Source organism: Marinimicrobium sp. C2-29 (assembly GCF_038419845.1).
In the GTDB taxonomy this organism is placed as follows: domain Bacteria; phylum Pseudomonadota; class Gammaproteobacteria; order Pseudomonadales; family Cellvibrionaceae; genus Marinimicrobium.
Genome location: NZ_JBCAQT010000001.1, coordinates 230460 through 253740, shown reverse-complemented (window position 1 = coordinate 253740; position 23281 = coordinate 230460). Strand labels below are relative to the sequence as shown.

The window sequence follows — 23281 nt, the reverse complement described above, 5'->3', positions numbered from 1 at the left end:
GCGCAATGAGAGTACTGATGACCTCAGTCACCAGCGCACTGGTACTTTTAAGTGCGCCAGCGCTCTGGGCCGAAGATCTTACCGATCCGCGCGAGATCGTCACCAAAGCCGAACAGGTGGCCTTCTACTCGGGCGATGACGGGCGCAGTGAAGCGCGCATGCGCATTACCGATAACCAGGGGCGCAACCAGGTTCGCCAATTTACCATTTTGCGGAAAACCCGGGACGATCAGCAGACACAGGATTTAATGGTGTTTTTTTCCCGCCCCGCCGACGTGCGCAACACGGTATTCCGGGTGATCAAACGCACCGAATCCGATGACGATCGCTGGCTCTATCTGCCCGGCCTGGATCTGGTCAAGCGCATTTCTTCCGGTGACAAACGCACCTCTTTTGTCGGCTCGCACTTCTACTATGAAGACGTCTCCGGTCGGAATACCGACCTGGACAACTACGAGCTACTGGAAACCACCGAAGAACACTACGAACTGAAAGGCTCCGCCAAAGATCCGTCGAATGTGGAGTTCGCCTATTACCATGTCACCATCGACAAAGAGACGATGCTGCCCGTGGCAACCAGCTACTTCGACAGCAACGACCGCAAGTACCGTCAGATGGAGGTGTTGCAAGTCGAAACGATCGACGGTTACCCCACCGTGGTGCACTCGCGCATGAAAAATCTTGACAACGGCGGCGTCACCGAAATGCAGTTTCGCAATGTCGACTATGACCTGGGCATTCCGGACAGCATTTTCTCCGAGCGCAGTTTGCGCAATCCACCCACTGAATGGCTGAATTAGGGTTTAATTCTGATGCGTTGGAAACATTACATCACAACCGCATTCCTGGGCCTGGCGGTCGCAACACCAGCGGCCCTTGCCCAGGATGACTGGGACGACTGGGGCGATGACGAAGAAGCCGGTGCCTCGAGTGACGGTTCCTCAGTTGACGACTCCTCAGGCGATAGCTCCTCGGGTGACAGCACCTGGGACACCGAGGCGTGGGGAGATGACGCCTGGGAGGAGGAGTCCGGCGGCTTTCCGCTCTACGGTTTTGTCGAACTCGGGCTGGGCGGACGACTGAGCGACAGTGACTACCACGATCGCCTGAGCCTCGGGGAGGCACGCCTGCGCCTGGAAACCGACGGCAACTGGAAGCAGATCGGCTACACCGCCAAAGGCGACTTTGTCTATGACGAAGTCATCGACGAATGGGACGCAGAATTTCGCGAATTGACCGCCAGCCTTACGCTGTTTGAAAAAGTCGACGTCAAGGCGGGCCGTCAGGTCATCACCTGGGGGACGGGCGATTACGTTTTCCTCAACGACCTTTTTCCCAAAGACTGGCAAGCGTTCTTTATCGGCCGGGACGATGCGTACCTCAAAGCCCCGTCCGATTCATTGCGCCTGTCCGGCTACTTTGAGTGGGCCAATGTCGAGCTGGTCTGGACGCCGGAGTTCGCACCGGATACCTACCCCAGAGGCGAGCGGTTGTCGCTGTTCAATCCGGCAACGGGAGGATTCATTGGCAAGGATCAGGCGTTTGCAGCGGCCGAGCCCGACGATGATGAACTGGCCCTGCGTGTATTCCGCACCATCAAGTCCGTTGAAGTGGCACTCTATGGTTACGATGGCTACTACAAAAGCCCCGAAGCCATGAGTCCCGAAGGTTTCCCGACTTTCACCGGTTTGAGCGCTCTGGGGGCATCAATACGCACGCCCTGGGGCCCCGGCCTGTTCAACGCCGAAGTGTCTCACCACGAGAGCAAAGCGGATACGGCCGGCACCAATCCCCGCATTCCCAACAGCCAGTGGCGAGGCCTGGTGGGTTACGAAAAAGAGCTGATCACGAGACTGACCGGCAGCGTTCAGCTCTATCTGGAACACAACCAGGACCACAGTCAGCGGCTGGCCCAGTCGGCTCATCCCGAGTGGGAACCGGAGCAAAACCGGACCCTGGTCACCACCCGACTGACGTGGCGCGACCGGCGCGATTATTTGACCCTGTCGCTGTTCGCCTTCTATTCCCCCAGTGATGAGGACATGCACCTGCGCCCCCGGCTGGATTATCGCTTCGGCGACAATCTGAGCCTCAGCACAGGCTTCAACCTGTTCTGGGGAAAAAGTGATCACAGCTTCTTCGGACAGTTCGAAGACAACAACAACGCCTATGCCCGTGTCCGGTATGCGTTTTAACCACCAGAGGAGTTTCATAATGAGCCTAGAACGAGCACTCACCGCCTTTGCCGGCGCCATGGTATTGATTTCCGTCGCCCTGACCTACTGGGTCCACCCCGGCTTTGTCTGGCTGACGGTCTTTGTCGGTGCCAACCTGTTTCAACAATCCTTCACCCGTTTCTGTCCGGCCACTTCGATCATGCGCAAGCTGTTCGGCCTGAAAACCGAGGCAGAGCTGGCCAGAGCCGCCCAATAGGCCCTCATTACATTACCCCGGCGATTCAACACCGCCGGGGTGTTCCATCCCGCCTTAGAAAGCCGCCACTGCGGCAAGCTGGCTGATTTGGCGGCCAAATGACGGATTTGTGTGCCAGCGCAAGGATTTATTATTGATGCGACGCTAGTATCGAATGAGCCTATAATAATGAACCGCGACCCACGAATAAGGAAGACAGGTCCCCATCATGTACCACCAGTACTTCGGTCTTCAGGAGCCGGCGTTTGCCATCGCCGTCAACCCGCGCTACCTCTACATGAGCGAACAGCACCGGGAGGCCCTGGCACACCTGCTGTTTGGGCTGCAGGGCGGCGGCTTTGTGCAGCTGACCGGAGAGGTCGGAACGGGCAAGACCACCATCATTCGGTGCCTGCTGGAGCAACTGCCCGAGAATACCAGTATCGCCTTGATCCTCAATCCCATGGCCTCGGTACCGGAGTTGCTCTCAAGCATCTGTGACGAGCTGGGCGCGCGCTACATTGACGACCACCCTACTCTGAAAACACTCACCGATGCGCTCTACAACCGGCTGCTGGAAAACCACATGGACGGCAAGAAAACCGTCCTGTTGATTGATGAGGCCCAGTCCCTGAGCCGCGAGGCGCTGGAGCAGATCCGGCTGCTCACCAACCTGGAAACCAACACCGAAAAGCTGCTCAACATTATTCTGGTCGGCCAGCCGGAACTGAACGAGTTGCTCTCCCAGCCCTCATTGCGACAATTGGCCCAGCGCATCACCGCCCGCTACCACCTGGAGCCGCTCACCCTCGACGAAACCCGTGCCTATATCGACCACCGGCTACAGGTGGCCGGCCTGGAGGAAGGACGCACGCTGATCCCTGCCTCGTTGGTAGACGAAGTGCATCGGTTCAGCGGTGGTATTCCCCGGCTGATCAACATCATCTGTGAGCGCATGTTGCTGGGAGCCTATGGCCAGAACCGGACAACACTGACCCGGCACATTTTCGAGCAGGCCCGGCGGGAGATTGTCGGGCACCAACCCGCCCACAAGACGCCTGCCCCTACGCCGCTGCGTCGGTGGCTCCCCGGTACCCAGTGGCGCCACGCTCTGGCAGCCGGGTTGGTGGGTGTAGTGATTGGCGCCCTGCTATCCTGGCCGGGCGAATCCCCACCAGTGCCCAAATCTACCCGGTTCTCCACAGCCACTCCGGTACCTGAAGCTGGAAAACCAGAGAGGCCAAAACCTCAACTGATCACTCCCGCTTCGGCGGAACAGGACGGCGAGGCTGAAGAGAAATCACAGGCCTCATCCGCCGCCATACCGACCCACCTCTGGCCCTACGAGCCGGATATCGCTCAGCGCCAGCTGGCAGAGCACGTCGGGCTGGAAATACCCAAAGCCGGGGCCCCCTGCACCCATGACGCCGATCAGAGCGGCCACCGGTGCGAACGCACCCGTCTGGACACCTGGAATGACCTGATGGCACTGGACCGGCCCGCTGTGATGACCCTGATCACGCCCGAACGCAAACGAGTGTATGCACCGTTGATCGGTCTCGACGATGAGGGGGCCCTGGTACTGGTGGAGGGACAAGTGGAGGCTCGCCCCTGGCGCTCTCTGGCCGAGCTCTGGAACGGCGAAGTGCATTACTTTCACTACCGCCCGGCTGGTTTTGACGGCAGCCTGGGCCCCGGCGATCAAGGCCCGGCGGTCGCTTGGCTGGCCGAGCAGTTTGCCCAACTCGACGGTGAGCGCACACCCCTGACCCGGGAGCGCTACACCCTGCCCCTGCAGACCCGCGTCGAAATATTCCAGCGCCAGTACGACCTGGAGCCGGACGGTCTGTTCGGGCTGAACACCCTCAAGCGACTCAACCGGGCCAGGGGCCTGGACCCGGAGCTGCTGGACCCGGAAAGCCATGCTGCAAAAAACCTGGCGCGGGAGACAGACTGACCGTGTCGATGATACTGGATGCACTGAAGCGGGCCGATCGCGAACGGCGCCAACAGGAGGCTGACCCGCCATCGCTGGTCACCGAGCACGCGGCGCCCCCACACGCTCGGCCATCGCACCGGCGCAACTGGCTGCTGGCCGGCGCCCTCCTACTCGCCGGTGCCGCGATCGGATTGACGCTGGCCAGCGTCAAATCGTCTCCCGAGTCCGATCCCGATCTTTCTTCTGAAACAGTCCCGGATCAAGCGCGACTGGGCCAAGGCAGCTCTACGTCAGAGAACAGTGAAACATCACCGAGCGCGAGCGACACTGAAAACCCGGCCCCCACCCCGGACAACGCAGCCGAACAAACCGAGCCAGACCTGACACCGTCGGCCATTGCCCGCCTGTATCAAAAGGACCGGACACCCGGCGAGGCTCCGGAGCCGGCCGTCGCCCAGCTTTATCAGGCCCCCCAGCCTGCGGAAACTCCGGCTGAAGAAAAAGAGCATCAGCCACCCGAGCCAGAGCCGGAACCCCAAACGGTGTCCGTCGCTCCCCCTCGACCCAGCGAGCCGGTGCGACTGGCCGAGGAGCCGCTGGTACCCGGCATCCGCGATCTGCCCTGGTCCCTGCAACAGGATATCCCCTCGATCAATTATCAGGCTCACAATTACCGGGAAGGAGGCAACAGCTCGGTCACCATCAATCAACGGAAGCGGCGCGCGGGTGATGAAGTCGCCCAGGGGGTAAGGATCGAGCGGATCGAGTCCGACGGGCTGGTTCTGATTTACGAGGGCAAAACCTTCAAACTCAAAGCGATGAACAGCTGGGTGAACATGTAGTGCAGGAAAGATCAGAGGCGGGAGAAAAGCGCGGTCTGTGTCGGTTGGCCCACCTCCGGGTGCGGATCGCCAATCCCCCCAAACTGCACCCGGTAGCCATTGCGTTTGGCCACCCCTCTCGCCCACTGCTGAAACTTGGCACGCGTCCATTCAAACTTGTGGTCCTCTTCGCGAAACTCCCCCGGCGCCAAGTCGAACAGCGGGTTGTACTCTAAGTTGGGTGTGGTCATGTACAACTGCCCCGGCCGGTACTGACCGAATACCGCCAGCTCCACCCTGGATAAATCCCGGGGGTAAACATGCTCAATGGTCTCGACCATGGCCGCCGCGTCGAAACCCGCCAACTTCGGATTCTTGTCGGTATAGGAGGCGCTGAGCAGCTTCAGGCGGGGCGACTCCCCAGCAAGGTGCTCCGACAGCATTCGCCGGCATTCCGCCAGGGATAAGCCGGACCGCTCCACTCCCACCACCTGCTCGAATTGCGGTTCGGCGAGCAGCCGGTACAGAAGCGAGCCCGAACCGCAACCCAGGTCCAGCACCCGCCGCGCACCGGTCTCTTTGATCACGGCGCATACCCGGTCGAGGCGCTGCTCGTGCAGGCTCGTCATCTGCGTCATCAGGGTCATAGTCAGCGGCCGATCATCCCGACAAAGGGTAAAATGGAGATGCCCAGAATCAGGGCAATGGCCGCGACCATCAGAACAAATCGAATGGGGTGAGCGGCGGCCCGCCGGGCGAGCGTGGGTGCATTGCCCTCCGCCTCCTGTTCGGCGTAGAGCCGTCGCTGTTGCTCCCTCCGGCTTTGCTGGTAGTCGGCCAGTGCCGCTTTGGCGGCCGGCAGATCCTCGGCATTGGTCAGCCAGATGGCGGCGATACCCAGCCCCCAGAAACCCGCGTGGGTTTCATAGAAGGTAAAGCCGTGCTCGTTCAGTAGCTGACGCACCTCTTGCGCTTCATCCTCGGGAACCTGATGGAGTTTGAACAGTAGCTGCGACATAGTCTCACTTTTTATGGAAGGGCGTCGGCCCCATTATGGACGGGGCGTTTCAGTACAGACAAGGTTGCGGCCCTCGCCTTTGGCCCGATACAACTCGGCATCGGCCCGCGACAAAAGTTGGTCCACCCGCTTATCCCCGGCCCGCACAGCGGTGATACCCGCACTGAAGCTGGTCTGAAACACCTGCCCGTCGTCCCCCTGAAATTCAGTGCCAGAAAACGCCACCCGAATTTCCTCGATCAATTCAAACGCTTCAGGAACCTGGGTGTGCGGCAGTAAAATCAGAAACTCCTCACCCCCGGAACGCCCGGCGATATCACTGGTGCGCAGACGGTTATTCAGGGTAAACGCAAAGGCTTTCAATACTTCGTCACCCATCAGGTGGCCGTAGGTATCATTGATGCTCTTGAACCAGTCCAGGTCTATCTGCACCAACGAAAACGGCGTCCGGTGGCGGCGGTAGTCTTCCAGTAACTCGGTCAGGCGCTGCAGCAGATAGCGACGATTGTACAGTCCGGTCAGCTCATCGGTCACCGACAACTGCACGAGTTTGGCCTCCAGCGCCTTTCGATGGGTGACATCCACCACGACCCCATACCAGCTGACCGCCTCTTCATCCAGCCATTCGTGTTCAGGCGTAGCGACGCCCTCTAGCCACACTTCCCGACCATTGACCAACACCCGGTATTCACAGGTCCACTGTGCCAGATTCAGGTAAGACTCTCGAATGGATTCAAGCAACCTGGGACGGTCCTCGGGAAGTACCGCGTCAAATACCAGATTCGGGTCACGCTCGATCTCCTCAGGCTCAGCACCGTAAAAACGGCGCACCCCTTCGCTCACGTATGGGAACTCCGAACGACCATCGGCATACATCCGGAAGATATAAATGACCCCGGGAAGAGCCTCCGCCAATTTGTTGAGTAGTTGCGCGTTGACATGCTGTTGGCTGATGTCAATGTGAGTGCCCACCACCCACTCGGGCTCACCGTCGGGTGTGCGGCTGATCAGCTTGCCCCGATCGTGAATCCACACCCAGTGCCCTTCCTTATGGCGCAGGCGACAGACACAGTCGTAATAGGGAATCTCGCCCCTGAAATGGCGGGCAAAGATTTCCGAGGAGCGGGCGAGATCATCAGGGTGGCACAACCGGTGCCAGATCGCGATACTGATGGGCTCGAGCTCGGCCTGGGTATAACCCAGCATCTCGGCCCACCGATCATTGATGACCTGCTCGCCAGTATGGGCGTTCCACTCCCAAGTGCCGGCCCGAGTGCCTTCAATAATGGCTCTCAGCCGCTCCAGTTGATGGTTGTCGGGTCGCTCGGACACTGTAGCCTCTGTTTTGCGAATCGTCTGGACGGTTGCCCTACCGCCATCTTCGCAAGACCGATGTCAACTGGCAAGCGCGATGAGCCGGAGCAACTCAATTGGCCAGAACGCCAATTTGATAAGACCCCATCTGCTCCCAGGCGGCAGCGCTATGGTCTCGCCCATAACCTTTTGTGGTCATGCCTTCGGTCGCCTCCCGTCCGCACCAGGGCTCAATGACCGCCGGTGGGGCCGGGTGCTGCGGTATGTAGTCGGTAAAGTCGTAGACCTTCCCGCGAATCGCCATCCAGCAGTCTTCAATCGTATCGTGCTCCGCCACCTCCTCCAGACTGTAGACGGTATCACTCTCGGCCAGAGTGGCCGTCGGCATCAACACGGAAACCGCCAGGAGCGTCAGCACTGACGACCAGAACGCGATAAAAGCGGCAAATGCGGTTTTTTTCATCAGATCACTCCCGTTTCAGGTGGGTTTACAGCAGCACGAACTCTTCGATGACGATACGACCGGACGGCACGCCCAGAGCGAGCAATTCAGACCGGGCACGATCAATCAGCGGAAGCGGACCGCAAAGGTAAACATTGCGCTCGGCCGCATCGGGACACTCTCTCTCAATGAAATCCTTATGCAAGGGGCCATTCCGGTAAAAATAGTGCAGTGTCAACCGGCTTTCGGGCAGCGCGGCCATCAGCCTGGTCAACTCTTCGGCAAACAGCGCGCGCGTCTCGTCCTGAACGCAGAAAATCAGGTGGGCATTCAACGCTTTTTCGCGCTGGACGCTGTCACGCAGCCGGCCGAGAAAGGGGGTAATACCGATGCCCCCGGCAATCCAGAGTTCGGGCTGGAGGGGTTCTTTCTGGCCCGGGAAAAAACGACCGTAAGGCCCTTCCACGGCCACCTCCGTGCCAGATGTCAGCGTCTGCAGGGCGCGGCTGGCATCCCCCAGATCCTTGACGGCCATGCGCAAAACCGGTTCATCGGGGGCCGATGACACCGTGTAGGGATGCTCCTCGCCCCGACCGGCCGTCAAATCCGGAGCATAGGGGGTCAGGTAGGCGAACTGCCCCGGCTCGTACTCAAGTGGTTCACCCAATGGCTCCAGCGACAGTTCAACCACGTTTCTGGCCGGGTGCTCAACGCCAGCCAAACGATACCGACGACGCCCGCGCCAGCGGGAGAACAGCCAACGATAGCCGATGGCGGCCACCGCCAGGGCGGCCCACAACGACCACACAACCAGCCCCCAGGCGCCGGGCAGAGTCCGGTTCAACATGAAGGTATGCACCAGAGCGAACACCACGGCAACGCCGCTCAATCGGTGCAGTCCTTTCCAGCGCTGGTATCCCGGCTCACCGAAAAAACGGAAGCTCGGCGCCATGAAAGCCATCAGTGCCAACAGCGCCACCCAGCCCCAGACCACGGCTGGCCGGGTCGAGAATAAGGTTCCGACGGCGGCCGGGATTGAAATTTCCACCCTCGACAGTGCCAGTAACAATGGATGGGCGAGGAGTAAGAGAAAGGCCACAGCCCCCAGGCGGTGGTGCAGCTGCCAGAGTTTGGTCAGGCCGCCAAAGGGCCGATCAAATCCCGGTACCCGGCAACAGAGCGCCGCGGCCACCAACAGCAGCGCCATGCCCCAGATGCCCGTCAACCGGCCCAGGGTATTCAATATCGCCCCCGGGCTCTCAAAGTCGGGCTCCTCCAGTAATGGCACAGCAAGCAGACCGGGCAGCAGAGCCAGAAACCATACCGCTGCCTGGCTGTTGCGCGTGGATAACCGCATGAAGCCTCCTTAAGGGCGGAACCGATAGCCCATTGCCACCCAGGTAACACGGTAGCTCGGGCTGCGCACTGCCAGTTTGTAGCATCTTTTTATGGTTTAAATCTTGAGTATAGACCGATACTCCGCGACGTCGACCTGAAAACCACTGTGTTCCTGCAGGTGCATTCGCATGGCATCGGCCGCATCCGGCTCACCGTGCACCAACTGAATGGGCATCCCCGGCTTCAATGCCGAGGCTTTCAACCATTGGCTGATATCCTCGTAATCTCCGTGACCGGAGAGCCCATCCAGCACCGCCAGCTGCGCCTTGCAGGGAATATAGGCCCCATGGATTTTCACCGAGTCCGCGCCCGCTCTGAGGTGGGCTCCGCGTGTGCCGCCGGCCTGATAGCCGGTCAATAACAGGGTGTTCCGATGGTGGGGCATCAACCGTTTCATGTGATGGAGAATGCGACCACCGGTGATCATGCCACTGCCGGCGATAATAATATGGGGATAGCTGATATCCGCGAGCGCCTTGGACTCGTCCACACTGTGCGTGTATTTCACCACCTGCATCATGCGTTCACAATCTTTGTCGGTCAGGCGATGCTGGTCGGCGTACTGGTGATAAATACCGGAGACATCGATGGCCATGGGACTGTCCAGAAATATCGGCACTTTGGGAATCCGGCCATCGTCCATCAGCTTCGCCAACAGGTGCTGCATGGCCTGGGCGCGCCCTACGGCAAAACTGGGTACCATCAACACACCGCCCCGGCTGACCGTTTGAGTCACAATCTGCGCCAGCTGCTCCCAGATATCAGTGTCAGCATGACGACGGTCACCGTAAGTACATTCCAGTAGTAACAGGTCCAGCTCCGGCAGCGGCTGCGGTGGATACATCAATACATCGTTGTGTCGACCCACATCACCGGAAAACCCCACTCGCTTGCCTTCCGCTTCGAGGATGATACTGGCCGCCCCGAGAATATGCCCGGCCGGCTGTAACCGAAGGCGGATGTCACCCACGTTAAACACTTCGCCAAACCGGACCGGTTCAAACAGCTCCATACAACGCTCGGCGGTCTGCCGGTCATACAGGGGCTCGGGCTTTTCGTGTTTGCTCAATTTGTGCCGGGCCAAAAACCGGGCATCCTCTTCCTGAATGTGACCGCTGTCGGGCAGCAGAATACTGCACAGATCGCGCGTGGCCCGGTGAGTGTAAACCGGCCCGCGATACCCCTGCTGGTACAACCGGGGCACATAACCGGAATGGTCCAGGTGCGCATGGGTGAGCACCACCGCATCGAGCGTATCAATATCCAGAGGCAAGGTTTGCCAGTTGCGTTTGCGCAACCACTTGTAGCCCTGGAAGAGGCCACAATCGATCAATACCTTGGTGTCGCCGCTTTCCACCAGAAACTTGGACCCGGTGACCGTCTCAGTCCCCCCCAGAAAAACAATATTCACCCAGATTCTCTCCCACGGTTGAGCACGGACTCCTCGAGCGTACGCTTGCCACCTTTCAAGCTACTCCTGGGCTGAATAGGTTGCGTTGATTCAGATCAACTCCCCAGATGACACTCAATCGGCTGGTCCAGCGTCGCCCCGAGAAACTCACACAGGGGCGGAGCAGGCTTGAGGGAAAATAGCATGGGCGTCATGACATCAGCCTTGTTTTGTTCGTATGACGCTTTGTTCATGGGGGGAGCGGTCGAACTCAAAAATGTCCCGGTTGGCTCGGTAAAACTCCAGCGCGTAAGCCAGCTCCCCGGAGGTACCGGCATAGAGCGTGGCGAGAGAGTCACCGGTGGCCACTCGATCGTCCAGCTTGAGGTGCAGGCGCAGTCCTGACACCGGTGACTCGGGCGCGCCAGCCAACTTGGCCAGCTGCGCCAGCCTTCGATTATCCACCCGCATTAACACCCCATCTTGCGGAGCGTAAAGCTCCGTATGAAACGGCGCCGTAGGAATCGCCTTGAGGCCTCCCTGGGCTCGACAGATACGCTGAAACTGCTCCCAGGCCCGACCGGACGTCAACACCTCCCGCGACAGATCCAGGCTGTGATTCAGGCCCTGCCCCGAGGCCATGGATAACAGGTGTGCCGCCAGAAAAACGGAACGCTCAATCAAATCCAGAGGCGCATCGGGCGCGTTCTTCAGTACTGCGACAACGTCCCGAGCTTCTTCGGCTGGCCCGATGCCATTGCCCACGGTCTGGCGCCCGTCAGTGGTCACACAACGCAGGTGCAGTTTGAGCGCGGCAGCCACGGTATAAGACCGTTGCGCCAGCCGCTCGGCGTGACGGGTTGACTTGTGTCAACAATGAACACTGAGGCGACATCCCGGAGCAAATCACGGAGACACGGAATAGGAACAATCGAACGAGGAGCCCTTTCGGCGGCCGAAGGACGGACAGTCTAAGGGGGCGGCCACAGCCTATAAAAGGAATAACGCTAATTCTTGTATGTTATATGGCGATCCGCCGTGGCACGCTTACCCAGCGTGCTTTATTTTCCTTTTGGGGCCGGTGGTTTCTTTTAAACCCGATGAGGCTTACAATCGGGAAGTAAGGCTTGCAGCACAATACCTTATGGCTGAATTCAATTCATTGATTGTTTAAGGAGAAGATCATGCAAGTTAGAGAGATGTTACCGGGAAACTCCAGAAGCCGGAAAAATGCCAGCGCCATGTCGCGGTTGGCCAACAGCTCGGCCGAGTTGTCTGACGAGTTCAAATCGTTCGTTTCCGACGTGGAAGGCATGATCAAAAAGTCCGCGTCCCTGGAAGGTAAAGAGCTCGACAAGGCCAGGAAAGAGCTGGAGGAGCGCGTATCCAAAGCCAAAGGAATCGTTGAAGACACCAGCAGCTCCATCGCCCGCCAGGCGCGTGAGAATTTTTACCAGGCCAACGACTATGTTCGCAGCCACCCCTGGAGCGCTGCGGGTGTGACCCTGGCCCTGGGCGTTGTTTGTGGCCTGCTCCTCTATCGTCGCAAATAACCTTCACCAGATCGGAAAGCATTGGGTTGGAGAGCCATCTGCAGGCCCGGCTCTCCACCCGAATTTTCCGCTAGCCCCTTCTTACACCACCCCCCCTGAATCGATCTCATCATCCTGCCCGCTTGACCTTACAGCGGCTGTAAGGTTTACGCTTGGTCACAAGTAACACCGACTACGTTTTAATACAGGATGAAATCAATGCGCGATTCCAACACAGTGGATTTCCAGATCTCCGGTATGAGCTGCGCCTCTTGTGCGGCCAGGGTCGAAAAGGCGCTGAATGCCGTGGAGGGGATTGATCAGGCCGACGTCAACCTCGCCGCCGAGTCCGCTCATATTGTGGGAGATGTCAGCCAGTCAAACATCGACCGCATGCTGGCCGCGGTCGACAAAGCGGGTTATTCCGCCAAGCCCATCACCTCAACCCGCGAGGCCTCGCAATCACAGGCGCAGGCAAGGGAAGAGGAACGTCAATCGCTGCAGAAGTCCCTGATGTTTGCCGCGGTGTTGACGCTGCCCGTGTTTGTGATGGAGATGGGGGCGCACCTGATCCCCGCGCTCCATCACGCCATTGATGCCAACATTGGCCAGCAGAACAACTGGCTCATCCAGTTTGCGCTGACTACGCTGGTGCTGTTCGGGCCCGGTTTACGTTTCTTCCGCCTGGGGCTGCCCGCCTTCTGGCGCCTGGCGCCGGACATGAACTCACTGGTGGCCCTGGGTACCAGCGCCGCCTGGGGTTACTCAGTAGTGGCGACTTTTCTGCCGCAAGTGCTGCCCGAAAATTCGGTCAACGTCTATTACGAGGCCGCCGCCGTCATCGTCACGCTGATTCTTCTGGGTCGGTTATTGGAGGCGCGCGCCAAGGGCCGCACCAACGAGGCCATTACCCGGTTGGTCAGTCTCCAGGCAAAAACGGCCCGCGTGCTGCGCGATGGCAAGGAAGTGGAAGTGGCGCCGGAGAAAATCGAGCGGGGTGAAACCATCGTCGTGCGTCCCGGTGAAAAAATCCCCCTGGATGGCGAGCTCATTGATGGCGAATCCTACGTGGACGAGTCCATGCTCACCGGCGAAGCCATTCCGGTGGAAAAGCGCACCGGCTCCACCGTGGTGGGCGGCACGCTGAACAAAACCGGCAGCTTCTCGTTCAAGGTGACCAAAGTGGGCGAAGACACCATGCTCGCCCAGATCATTCACATGGTCGAGAGCGCCCAGGGCTCGAAGCTGCCGATCCAGACACTGGTCAATAAAATCACCCTCTGGTTTGTGCCGGCGGTGATGACTGCGGCACTCATCACGCTGCTGGTCTGGTTGATCTGGGGGCCGGAACCGGCGCTCACGCTCGCACTGGTCAATGCCGTGGCGGTGTTGATCATCGCCTGCCCCTGCGCCATGGGGCTGGCCACTCCCACGTCCATCATGGTGGCCACCGGCCGCGCCGCCGAAATGGGCGTGCTGTTTCGTCACGGTGAAGCGCTGCAGGCTTTGAGGGATGTGGACGCGGTTGCGTTGGATAAAACCGGCACCCTGACCAAGGGCGAACCGGAATTGACCGATGTGATCACCGCTGAAGGCTTTGAACGCAATCAGGTTCTCGGCGCTGTCGCTGCCCTGGAATCGCGCTCCGAGCACCCCATTGCCCAGGCCATTGTCAAAGCGGCCGAGGCGGAAAAGCTGACATTGGAAAAAGCGACCGGTTTTGACTCGTTGACCGGCTATGGGGTCAAGGCCCGGGTCAACGATCAGGACATTGCCGTGGGCGCCGAACGTCTGCTGGAACAGTTCGACATTGAACAGAACCCGTTTGCCGAGCAGGCGAAAGAGTTGGCCAATGACGGCAAAACCCCCATTTATGTGATCATCGACAAACAGGTCGCCGCTCTTATCGCTGTGGCCGACACGGTCAAGGAGACCACCCCGGCGGCGATCGACTTCCTGCACCGGGAGGGCTTCAAAGTCGTCATGATCACGGGCGACAGCCAGGGCACCGCTGATGCGATTGCCCGGCAATTGGGTATCGATGAAGTGCTGGCTGAGGTGCTGCCCGATGCCAAAGTTGAAGCCCTGAAAAAGCTGCAACGTGACGGCCAGCGTGTGGCCTATGTCGGTGACGGGATCAACGACGCCCCCGCTCTGGCCCAGGCCGATATTGGCATCGCCATGGGCTCGGGAACCGATGTGGCCATTGAAAGTGCCGATGTAGTGCTGGTCAAAGGCGACCTGGCCGGTGCGGTCAACGCCATTGCGGTATCCCGCGCCGCACTGCGCAACATCAAGCAGAATCTGTTCTGGGCCTTTGCCTACAACACCGCCCTGATTCCCGTCGCCGCCGGTCTGCTCTACCCGGCCTTCGGCCTGTTGCTGTCGCCCATTTTCGCGGCGGGTGCCATGGCACTGTCCAGTGTCTTCGTCCTGGGCAATGCGCTGCGATTGAAACGGTTCAAACCGGCAGTATGACCCTCTTCAATGTTCAGGGATGATCGACCACAAAACGCGAAGCGTAAACAAACGTAAAGCGGCGACAGGCACTCGCTTGCGCGACCAGCTCGCCGCTTGCTACTGTTTCGCGCATCAACACGACTTTCGATGTTGTTCACTTAAAGGAGATTGTCATGACCAAGGTACTTGTTCTGTACTACAGCATGTATGGCCATATTGAAACCATGGCCAACGCCATTGCCGAAGGCGCCAAGGGCGTGCAAGGTATTGAAGTCACACTCAAGCGCGTGCCGGAAACCATGCCCGAAGATGTGGCACGCAATGCGGGCGCCGAGCTCGATCAGGATGCACCCGTCGCCAAGCCCGATGAATTGGCCGATTACGATGCCATCATCTTTGGCACACCCACCCGCTTTGGCAACATGTGTGGTCAGATGCGCAACTTCCTCGACCAGACCGGCGGCCTCTGGGCGCAGGGCAAACTGGCCGGAAAAGTGGGCAGCGTGTTTACCTCCACCGCCACCCAGCACGGCGGACAGGAAACCACTATCACCTCTTTCCACACCACCCTGCTCCACCACGGCATGATCATCACCGGTATTCCCTACTCCTGCCCGGAGTTGGCCAATATGGATGAGATTACCGGCGGCACACCCTATGGCGCCAGCACCCTGGCCAGTGGCGATGGCAGCCGGCAGCCCTCGGAGAATGAGCTGACCATTGCCCGCTATCAGGGCAAGCACGTGGCCGAGATTGCGAAAAAACAGAGTGCCTGATTGTCGCTAGCATCCTGTTGCAACAGCCACAAAAAAAAGCCGCCCCTGTTTTGCAGGGGCGGCTTTTTAGTGTTGATGCCTGTTATGTTCAGTGCTTATTGGGAATCCGGAGCAGGGCGTCCACCGCCGGCTTGGCACTGCCGTCGCGGTTGAACAGCAACGGATAGTTGGTCCGGTTCGGAATCGGATAGTCGCTCTTCCAGGACATGCTGTCGGTCACGCCCCAGAGTGTGACACGATCAATCTTGTCGCGCTTGCGATAAAAAATTTCAAACAGTTCGGCCCAGCGTTCGGTCAACTGCTGTTGAACATCCTCCGGCAACCCGTCCGGATAGGGATCCAGATACTCCTTGAACTCTTCGTTCTGGAATTGGGGATGCATCATGCCCGTGCCAATAATCTGACCTTCACGGGTCAGGGGCAGCACATCCACGTCCAGTTCGGTAATCATCACTTTCACGCCCAGCTCGGCGTAGGCGTCAATGGCGTCTTCGATGTATTCGGTTTTGGGGAAGTTCAGCCCCCAATGCCCCTGGATGCCGATGCCATCAATCTTGATGCCCGCTTCCTGCAGCATTTTCACCATGCGCACAATGCCGTCGCGCTTTTCCGGACGCCAGGCATTGAAGTCGTTGTAATACAGCTCCGCCTCGGGGGCATACTCACTGGCATACTTGAACGCCAACCTGACCAGCTCATCGCCTGAGCCGATGCCATTGACCCAGGTGGTAGGCCGGTAGGAGCCGTCATCGGCAATCACCTCGTTCACCACATCCCAGGCATGCACCCGACCGGCATAGCGGCCCGCGACCACTTCGATGTGCTTGCGCATGCGCTCGGCCTGGGCCTCGGGGGTATTGGTCTCGCCCTGATCATCCTGAAAAAACCAGGCGGGCGTCTGGTTGTGCCAGACCAGCGTGTGACCGATGATGAACATGTCGTTCTCTTCCCCGAATTCCACAAACTCGTCGGCGGGACCGAAACGGTAAACGCCGGGCTCGGGGTGAATCTCTTCGTTTTTCATCACGTTTTCCACTGTGATGGTATTGAAGTGCTGACGGACGATGTCAGCCGAGCGCTCATCTTCACCGGCGGGAATGGCTTCATTCAGGGCCGACCCCACCATGAACGCATCCTGGTAGGCGGTTTTGAGCGAATCGGCCACCGGTTCGGCGTCCTGCACCGGGGCCTGCTGGCAACCGGCCAGCAGTACCGCTGCAGCGGCCAGCGTGACGGGGAGTGATAACGGGAGCTTCATGGAGAGATACCTCTTGGTTGGCTTTTTTCATTATCCAGAGACTAAAAGTCATATCCACTATATCAAAGATCCGGGGCTGCTGCTCTGTTCCCCCGAAGCCGTTCGCCAGGGAGGCTGGGCCAGGCCCGGCGCTTGCGTTAAATCAACAACCCGGCTCGCCGTTTGCCCTATACTCTAGACTGACGATTCAAAGGAGCCCAATGAGCATGAAAGTCGCCGTTTTCAGCACCAAACCCTATGACCGCGATCATCTCGAGCAGGCCAATCAGGGCCGGCACGAGTTTGTCTACCACGAGGTGGCGCTCAAGCCCAACAGCGCGCTTCTGGCGCAGGATTGCCAGGCCGTATGCTGCTTCGTCAACGACCAGCTGGACGCTCCGGTTCTCGAGCAACTGGCCAAGCAGGGCGTGAAGTTGATTGCGCTGCGCTGTGCGGGTTTCAATCAGGTTGACCTGGACAGAGCCCGGGCGCTGGGCCTCACCCTGGCCCGGGTGCCGGAATACTCCCCCCACGCCATCGCCGAGCACACCCTGGGGCTGATTCTCATGCTCAACCGGCAACTGCATCGCGCCTACCACCGGGTCCGGGAGAACGACTACTCCCTGAACGGTCTGCTGGGCTTTGATCTGGCGGGCAAGACCCTGGCGGTGATCGGCACCGGTAAAATCGGTCGCATCTTCGCCGATATCATGCTGGGCATCGGCTGTCGGGTGGTTGCCTATGACCCCTACCCTAACCAGACACTGGTAGACCGGGGTGTGGAATACCTGTCACTGGAACAGATCTGGCCCCAGGCCGACATCATCTCCCTGCACTGTCCGCTGACCCCGGACAACCACCACATGATCAACAAGCAGGCCCTGGCGCAGATGAAAACCGGTGTGATGCTGATCAACACCGGGCGTGGCGGACTGATTGATACCCGGGCGGTCGTAGTCGGGCTCAAATCCCAGAAAATCGGCTATCTGGGCCTGGACGTCTACGAAGAAGAGGGAGACCTGTTTTTTGAGGATCACTCCAATCAGCTGCTGCAGGACGATGTCTTCGCCCGCCTGATCACCTTTCCCAATGTGGTGATCACCGGTCACCAGGCCTTCTTTACCCGCGAGGCGCTCTCCGCCATCGCCGAAACCACACTGGCCAACATCACCCATTTTGAACAGGGTGAGATGGACCGCGTCTGTTCCATTGACTGAGGATTGCCATGGCCAACGCCTCCACACAGGATCAAACTGAGGCCGCTCTGACGCAGCCCCACCAACAATCCCCCGAGGCACTCTTTGCGACGCTCAACAGCAGCGCCCGAGGGCTGTCTTCAGAGCAGGCACGCGAGCAGCAACAACATTGGGGCGACAACCAACTGCCGGTGACCCCGCCCACCCCCAACTGGCGGCGTCTGCTGCGCCAGTTTCACAACCTGTTCATCTATGTACTTCTGGTCAGCGCGGGCATCAGCCTGACCATCGGTCACTGGGTCGATGCCGGGGTGATCGCCGCCGTGGTGCTGATCAATGCCGTCATCGGTTTTCTGCAGGAAGGCAAAGCCGAAAAGGCACTGCGGGCGATCATGGATCTGAGTCGCAGCCACTGCCTGGTGGTGCGCGATGGCGCCACCCTCACCCTCGACAGTCGCGAGCTGGTACCGGGCGATATCGTATTGCTGCAACCCGGCGACCGGGTGCCTGCCGACATGCGCCTGATTGAAAGCAAAAACCTGCGCTGCGACGAAGCCATGCTGACCGGGGAGTCGCAGGCTGCGGAGAAAACCACGGCGGCGGTGGCAGCCGACACGCCCCTGGCCGAGCGCAGCGGTATGGCCTACATGGGCACACTGATCAGCTATGGCAACGGTCGCGGCCTGGTCACCCAGACCGGGCGGCGCACCGAGATCGGCGCCATCAACCAGATGGTGCAGAACGTCACCCTGACCGAAACCCCACTGCAACAGCAGCTGCGCCGTTTTGCCGGCCAGCTCACCGGCGTGATCCTGCTGGTCACCGGTCTTACCGCCGCACTCGGGTTCTGGCTGCACGGCCAGCCGCTGGCCGAGCTGTTCCAGGGGGCAATCGGCATTGCCGTGGCCGCCATTCCCGAGGGGTTGCCCGCCGTGGTCACCATCACCCTGGCCTTGGGCGTGGAGCGAATGGCGCGCAAGCGGGCCCTGGTCCGACGCCTGCCAGCGGTCGAAGTGCTAGGCTCGGTGGACGTCATCTGCTCGGATAAAACCGGCACCCTCACCGCCAATGCCATGACCGCACGAGCCGTCGCCACCAGCCGGCGGCGCTACGACGTCTCTGGCGAGGGCTACGTGCCCGAAGGCCAGATCGAGCTCAGCGACCCGGGCGGCGAGAAGGCGCACACGGAGGACGAAGCCCAGCTGCTCGCCACCGCCGGCCGAATCGCGCTACTGTGCAATGACGCCAACCTGACGCAGGAAGACGACACCTGGCACTTGCACGGCGACCCGACCGAAGGCGCACTGCTGGTCTTCGCCCTCAAACAGGGGCTGGAAACCGAACGCTGCCGCAACGACTGCCCGCGCCTGGACACCCTGCCCTTTGAAACCGAAAAGCGCTACATGGCGAGCCTGCACGACAACCCCGAGGGTGAGCGGGAAATGGCCATCAAGGGCGCACCCGACCGGCTGATCGAGCTCTGCGATCAACAGCTGGGCCCGGAGGGCCCGGAGCCTCTGGACCGGGATTATTGGCAGAGTGAAATGGAGCACCTGGCCCAGCGAGGCATGCGCGTCATGGCGCTTGCCCGCAAGCCCGTGGCGGACGAGCAGAGCGCTGTGAACCACGATCATATGGAGGCCGGCCTGATCATGGTGGCACTGGTTGGCATCAGCGACCCGCCCCGTCCGGAGGCCATCGACGCCATCGCCCAGTGTCACCGGGCCGGCATCCGGGTATTGATGATCACCGGGGATAATCCGGTGACGGCGGCGGCCATCGGTCGGGAACTTGGATTGAAGGCCGAGCGGGTGGTCACCGGTGCCGAGCTGGATCAACTGGACCAGCCCGCCCGCGAAGCCATTGTGGAGGCGGCGGATATTTTTGCCCGCACCAGCCCCGCCAACAAACTGCAACTGGTGGAAGCACTGCAAAAGCAGCGGCACACCGTGGCCATGACCGGCGATGGCGTCAACGATGCCCCAGCCCTGCGCACCGCTAACATCGGCATCGCCATGGGGCAGAAAGGCACCGATGCGGCCAAGGAGGCCTCGGACTTTGTCCTGACCGACGACAACTTCGCCACCATTGCCCGGGCCGTGGCAGAAGGGCGCACCGTGTACGATAATATCGTCAAGGCCATCGCGTTCATTCTGCCCACCAATCTGGCTCAGGCCAGCGTGATCGTGTTGGCCATTCTGTTCGGCTGGATGTTACCCATCACCCCCGTGCAGATTCTGTGGGTCAATATGGTCACCGCTGTGACCCTGGCACTGGCACTGGCGTTTGAGCAGAGCGAGGCGAATATCATGCAGCGACCACCGCGACCGCGCGGGCAGGGACTGATTACCGGCGCTCTGCTCTACCGGGTGCTGACGGTGGGCGGCCTGGGTGCGATCACGGTCTTTGTATTGTTCAACCGGGAGCTGGGCCGCTCTGACAATCTGGCACTGGCGCGCACCCTCGCGGTCAATGCTCTGGTGATGTTTGAAATCTTTTACCTGTTGAGTGCCCGGACCCTGAGCGATTCAATCTGGCACACTCGCTACTGGCTCGGCGTGCGCCCCACGTTATGGGCCATCGGCCTGGTACTGTTATTACAGCTGGCGTTCACTTACTGGCCCGCCAGTCAGACCCTGTTTGGCCTGGCCCCGCTGTCAGCGTCACACTGGTTACTCATGCTCCTGGTCACCAGCCCCATCCTGTTTCTGGTGGAGCTGGAAAAACTGCTGATCCGTCACTTTGCGAGCCGCCGCCATGCCTCTGTTTGATCGTCCCCTACCCGACCCACTAAGCGTGCTGCGCGAACTGGCGCTGGACCTGCACTGGAGCTGGAATCACGACAGTGATCAACTCTGGCGCCAGATCAATGAAGACATCTGGACCCGCACCCAGAACCCGGTGGATGTGCTCAACCTCACCAGCGACGAGCGGCTGCATGCGCTGGCCAATGACATGGATTTTCTGGAGCAGCTCAATGCCCTGATCGAAGCGCGCCACACCTACCTGAACGAGCCCAGCTGGTATCAGCGCCAGTACCCGCAAGCCCCGATTGAGGGCATCGCCTACCTGAGCATGGAGTTTGGTCTGTGCGACGCCCTGCCGCTGTACGCGGGCGGCCTGGGCATGCTCGCCGGCGACTACCTCAAGACCGCCAGTGATCTGGGTGTGCCGCTGATTGGCGTGGGCCTGTTCTATCAGGAGGGCTATTTTCACCAGAGCTTCAATGACGACGGTCGGCAACAGGAAACCTACCTGTTCAACGACCCGGGCAGCCTGCCCCTCAAACCCCTGCGCGCCGAAGACGGTAGTTGGCTGCATATCGACACCGAATTTTTATGCCGCCGTGTACGCTTTCGCGTCTGGCAGGTGCAGGTCGGGCGGGTCACCCTCTACCTTCTCGATAGCAACGACCCGCGCAACCGCGCCGCCGACCGCAGCATCACCAGCAAGCTCTATGGCGGCAGCACCGAGCTGCGCCTGGTTCAGGAAATCGCGCTGGGAATTTGCGGCTGGCGCCTGGTGGAAGAACTGGGACTGCACCGCTATGTGTGTCACCTGAACGAAGGCCACGCCGCCTTCGCCACCCTCGAGCGCATCCGCTGCTACCGGCAGCGGCACCACTGCAGTTTTGACGAAGCGCTATGGGCCACTCGCGGCGGCAACCTCTTCACCACCCACACTCCGGTGGAAGCAGGCTTTGACCGCTACCCGCCGCATCTGCTGCACCGCTACATTGCCGAGTTTGCCCATCACCTGGATGTCTCGCTCGAGCAACTGATGGCGCTCGGTCGCGCCCATCCCGACAATGACCAGGAGCCATTCAACATGGCCTACCTGGCCACCAATACCTGCGCCTACAGCAATGGCGTGAGTGAGCTACACGGCCGGGTCAGCCAGAGAATTTTCCAGTCGCTCTATCCCCGCTGGCCCGAGCGCGAAGTGCCGGTCGGTCACGTCACCAACGGGGTTCACGTGCCCACCTGGGACTCCAACCGCGTTGACAGCGAGTGGGAGCGGCTCTTTGGCAAAGACCGCTGGCGCCAGGATCTGGCGGAAATGTCTCCGGCCCTGTTCGACCAGCTTGAGGATAAACGCCTCTGGCACATGGCCGGCCAGGACCGTGCGCGCCTGGTCGACTATGCGCGCGAGCGCCTGTCACACCAGTGGCGCCGGGAGGCGGGGCCAGGGCAGTGTGCCGTGTATGCCGAGCGCCCACTGGACCCCAACCTGCTCACCATCGGCTTTGCCCGCCGCTTCGCCCAATACAAGCGCCCCGCCCTGTTGCTCAGCGACCCCGAGCGCCTGGCAAGGCTGCTCAACCACGCCCGTCATCCGGTGCAGCTGTTGATCGCGGGCAAGGCCCACCCGGCCGATGACTGGGGCAAAAATGCCCTGCAGACCTGGCATCACTTTGCCCAGCGCCAGGATGTTCGTCACCGGGTGGTACTGCTTGAGGACTACGACATCGAGTTGGCGCAACACCTGATCCAGGGGGTCGACATCTGGCTCAATACCCCGCGCCGCCCCTGGGAAGCCAGCGGCACCAGTGGCATGAAAACGCTGGTCAACGGCGGGCTGAACCTGTCCATTCTGGATGGCTGGTGGGCCGAGGCCTACGAGCCCGGGCTGGGCTGGGCCCTGGGTCAGGGTGAGGACCACACGGATGAAAAGCAGAGTGGCGAACTGGACGCCCGGGACGCCGAGCAACTGTACCAACTGCTGGAGCAGGAAATCGCTCCCCTCTTCTATCAACGGGACAAGGACAACCTGCCCCGGGAGTGGCTCAAGCGCATGCGCGCAAGCATGGCCCAACTCACCCCCCGGTTCAGCTGCAACCGGATGATCCGCGACTATATGGAGCGGTTTTACCTGCAGGCGGGACAATCCATACGCGCGCGCCAGGCTGAGCAGGGCGCCCTGGCCCGGGAGCTGTATCAGTGGCAGGAAACCCTGCACCAACACTGGCATGAAATTCACATCGGGGACCCGCAGTTTGAGGCGGCGGGAGAACAGCAGGAGGTCAGCGTCAATATTTACCTGGGCGGCATCTGCCCCGATGCGGTCCGCGTCCAGCTCATTGCCGACCCCCGCCCCCACCACGAGGCCATCACCCTGGATCTGAAGCTGGCTCACCCCCTGGAGGGCTCCACCAACGCCTACCGCTACCAGGGCCGCATCCCCACTACACGCGCCCCCGAAGACTTCACGCCCAGGGTCATCGCCCACCACCCCGACGCCCACCTACCCGCCGAAAACCGCCTCATCGCCTGGCCCGACTGACCCCACAAAAAGGGGACGGAGGGACCACAAAAAGGGGACGGAGGGACTAAAAATTGACCAATT

At 60.3% G+C, this 23281-nt stretch carries 19 protein-coding genes; 11 read left to right on the top strand and 8 right to left on the bottom strand.

Annotation, left to right across the window (positions count from 1 at the left end):
• The first annotated feature begins 17 nt into the window (after positions 1-17).
• The 5 genes from AAE484_RS01110 (at position 18) to AAE484_RS01090 (ending at position 5193) form a co-directional block, all read left to right on the top strand.
• Positions 18-800, top strand: coding sequence for an outer membrane lipoprotein-sorting protein (locus AAE484_RS01110; RefSeq protein ID WP_341936475.1), 783 nt, complete (start codon positions 18-20; stop codon positions 798-800).
• A 12-nt stretch (positions 801-812) separates the two neighbouring features.
• Positions 813-2195 (top strand): hypothetical protein, encoded by a 1383-nt coding sequence (locus AAE484_RS01105; RefSeq protein WP_341936474.1) that lies wholly within the window; start codon positions 813-815, stop codon positions 2193-2195.
• A gap of 19 nt (positions 2196-2214) precedes the next feature.
• Positions 2215-2433 carry a YgaP family membrane protein gene (locus tag AAE484_RS01100; RefSeq protein WP_341936473.1) on the top strand — a complete coding sequence of 73 codons (219 nt, stop codon included), beginning with the start codon at positions 2215-2217 and terminating at the stop codon, positions 2431-2433.
• 208 nt (positions 2434-2641) lie between these two features.
• Positions 2642-4369: an ExeA family protein gene (locus tag AAE484_RS01095; RefSeq protein WP_341936472.1), complete on the top strand. Its 1728-nt coding sequence runs from the start codon at positions 2642-2644 to the stop codon at positions 4367-4369.
• 8 nt (positions 4370-4377) lie between these two features.
• Positions 4378-5193, top strand: a complete 816-nt coding sequence (locus AAE484_RS01090; protein WP_341936643.1) for a general secretion pathway protein GspB — start codon at positions 4378-4380, stop codon at positions 5191-5193.
• Positions 5194-5204: 11 nt separating this feature from the next.
• Here the strand turns inward: AAE484_RS01090 and AAE484_RS01085 are convergent, their stop codons facing one another.
• The 7 genes from AAE484_RS01085 to AAE484_RS01055 form a co-directional block, all read right to left on the bottom strand.
• The gene (locus tag AAE484_RS01085) at positions 5205-5819 is read right to left on the bottom strand and encodes a methyltransferase domain-containing protein (protein WP_341936471.1); all 615 of its coding nucleotides are present in this window, start codon (positions 5817-5819) and stop codon (positions 5205-5207) included.
• Positions 5820-5821: 2 nt separating this feature from the next.
• Positions 5822-6190 carry a DUF6164 family protein gene (locus AAE484_RS01080; RefSeq protein ID WP_341936470.1) on the bottom strand — a complete coding sequence of 123 codons (369 nt, stop codon included), beginning with the start codon at positions 6188-6190 and terminating at the stop codon, positions 5822-5824.
• A gap of 33 nt (positions 6191-6223) precedes the next feature.
• Positions 6224-7522, bottom strand: a complete 1299-nt coding sequence (locus tag AAE484_RS01075) for a sensor domain-containing diguanylate cyclase (RefSeq protein WP_341936469.1) — start codon at positions 7520-7522, stop codon at positions 6224-6226.
• Between the two features lie 94 nt (positions 7523-7616).
• Positions 7617-7967, bottom strand: a complete 351-nt coding sequence (locus AAE484_RS01070; RefSeq protein WP_341936468.1) for a cytochrome b5-like heme/steroid binding domain-containing protein — start codon at positions 7965-7967, stop codon at positions 7617-7619.
• Positions 7968-7992: 25 nt separating this feature from the next.
• A complete protein-coding gene (locus AAE484_RS01065) occupies positions 7993-9303 on the bottom strand; it encodes a ferredoxin reductase family protein (RefSeq protein ID WP_341936467.1) in 1311 nt (436 codons plus the stop codon).
• Positions 9304-9399: 96 nt separating this feature from the next.
• Positions 9400-10755 (bottom strand): MBL fold metallo-hydrolase, encoded by a 1356-nt coding sequence (locus AAE484_RS01060; protein WP_341936466.1) that lies wholly within the window; start codon positions 10753-10755, stop codon positions 9400-9402.
• Positions 10756-10953: 198 nt separating this feature from the next.
• A complete protein-coding gene (locus tag AAE484_RS01055) occupies positions 10954-11556 on the bottom strand; it encodes a hypothetical protein (protein WP_341936465.1) in 603 nt (200 codons plus the stop codon).
• Positions 11557-11918: 362 nt separating this feature from the next.
• On the opposite strand from AAE484_RS01055, the gene AAE484_RS01050 reads away from it, so the two are divergent.
• The 3 genes from AAE484_RS01050 to wrbA all read left to right on the top strand — a co-directional run bounded on the left by AAE484_RS01050 (position 11919) and on the right by wrbA (position 15502).
• The gene (locus AAE484_RS01050; protein ID WP_341936464.1) at positions 11919-12287 is read left to right on the top strand and encodes a DUF883 family protein; all 369 of its coding nucleotides are present in this window, start codon (positions 11919-11921) and stop codon (positions 12285-12287) included.
• A gap of 198 nt (positions 12288-12485) precedes the next feature.
• Positions 12486-14744 carry a heavy metal translocating P-type ATPase gene (locus AAE484_RS01045; protein ID WP_341936463.1) on the top strand — a complete coding sequence of 753 codons (2259 nt, stop codon included), beginning with the start codon at positions 12486-12488 and terminating at the stop codon, positions 14742-14744.
• A 155-nt stretch (positions 14745-14899) separates the two neighbouring features.
• On the top strand, positions 14900-15502 hold the full coding sequence (wrbA, locus tag AAE484_RS01040; RefSeq protein ID WP_341936462.1) for an NAD(P)H:quinone oxidoreductase: 603 nt from the start codon (positions 14900-14902) through the stop codon (positions 15500-15502).
• An 88-nt stretch (positions 15503-15590) separates the two neighbouring features.
• Here the strand turns inward: wrbA and AAE484_RS01035 are convergent, their stop codons facing one another.
• Complete coding sequence (locus AAE484_RS01035; protein WP_341936461.1) at positions 15591-16760, bottom strand: endo-1,4-beta-xylanase; 1170 nt, start codon at positions 16758-16760, stop codon at positions 15591-15593.
• A gap of 206 nt (positions 16761-16966) precedes the next feature.
• Here AAE484_RS01035 and AAE484_RS01030 point away from each other — a divergent pair, with 206 nt between their 5' ends.
• The 3 genes from AAE484_RS01030 to glgP are packed head-to-tail and all read left to right on the top strand — an operon-like array spanning position 16967 to position 23218.
• On the top strand, positions 16967-17956 hold the full coding sequence (locus AAE484_RS01030) for a 2-hydroxyacid dehydrogenase (protein ID WP_341936460.1): 990 nt from the start codon (positions 16967-16969) through the stop codon (positions 17954-17956).
• Positions 17957-17964: 8 nt separating this feature from the next.
• On the top strand, positions 17965-20706 hold the full coding sequence (locus AAE484_RS01025) for a cation-translocating P-type ATPase (RefSeq protein ID WP_341936459.1): 2742 nt from the start codon (positions 17965-17967) through the stop codon (positions 20704-20706).
• Positions 20693-23218: an alpha-glucan family phosphorylase gene (glgP, locus tag AAE484_RS01020; protein ID WP_341936458.1), complete on the top strand. Its 2526-nt coding sequence runs from the start codon at positions 20693-20695 to the stop codon at positions 23216-23218. The genes AAE484_RS01025 and glgP overlap by 14 nt, the downstream gene beginning before the upstream one ends.
• The last annotated feature ends 63 nt before the right edge of the window (positions 23219-23281 follow it).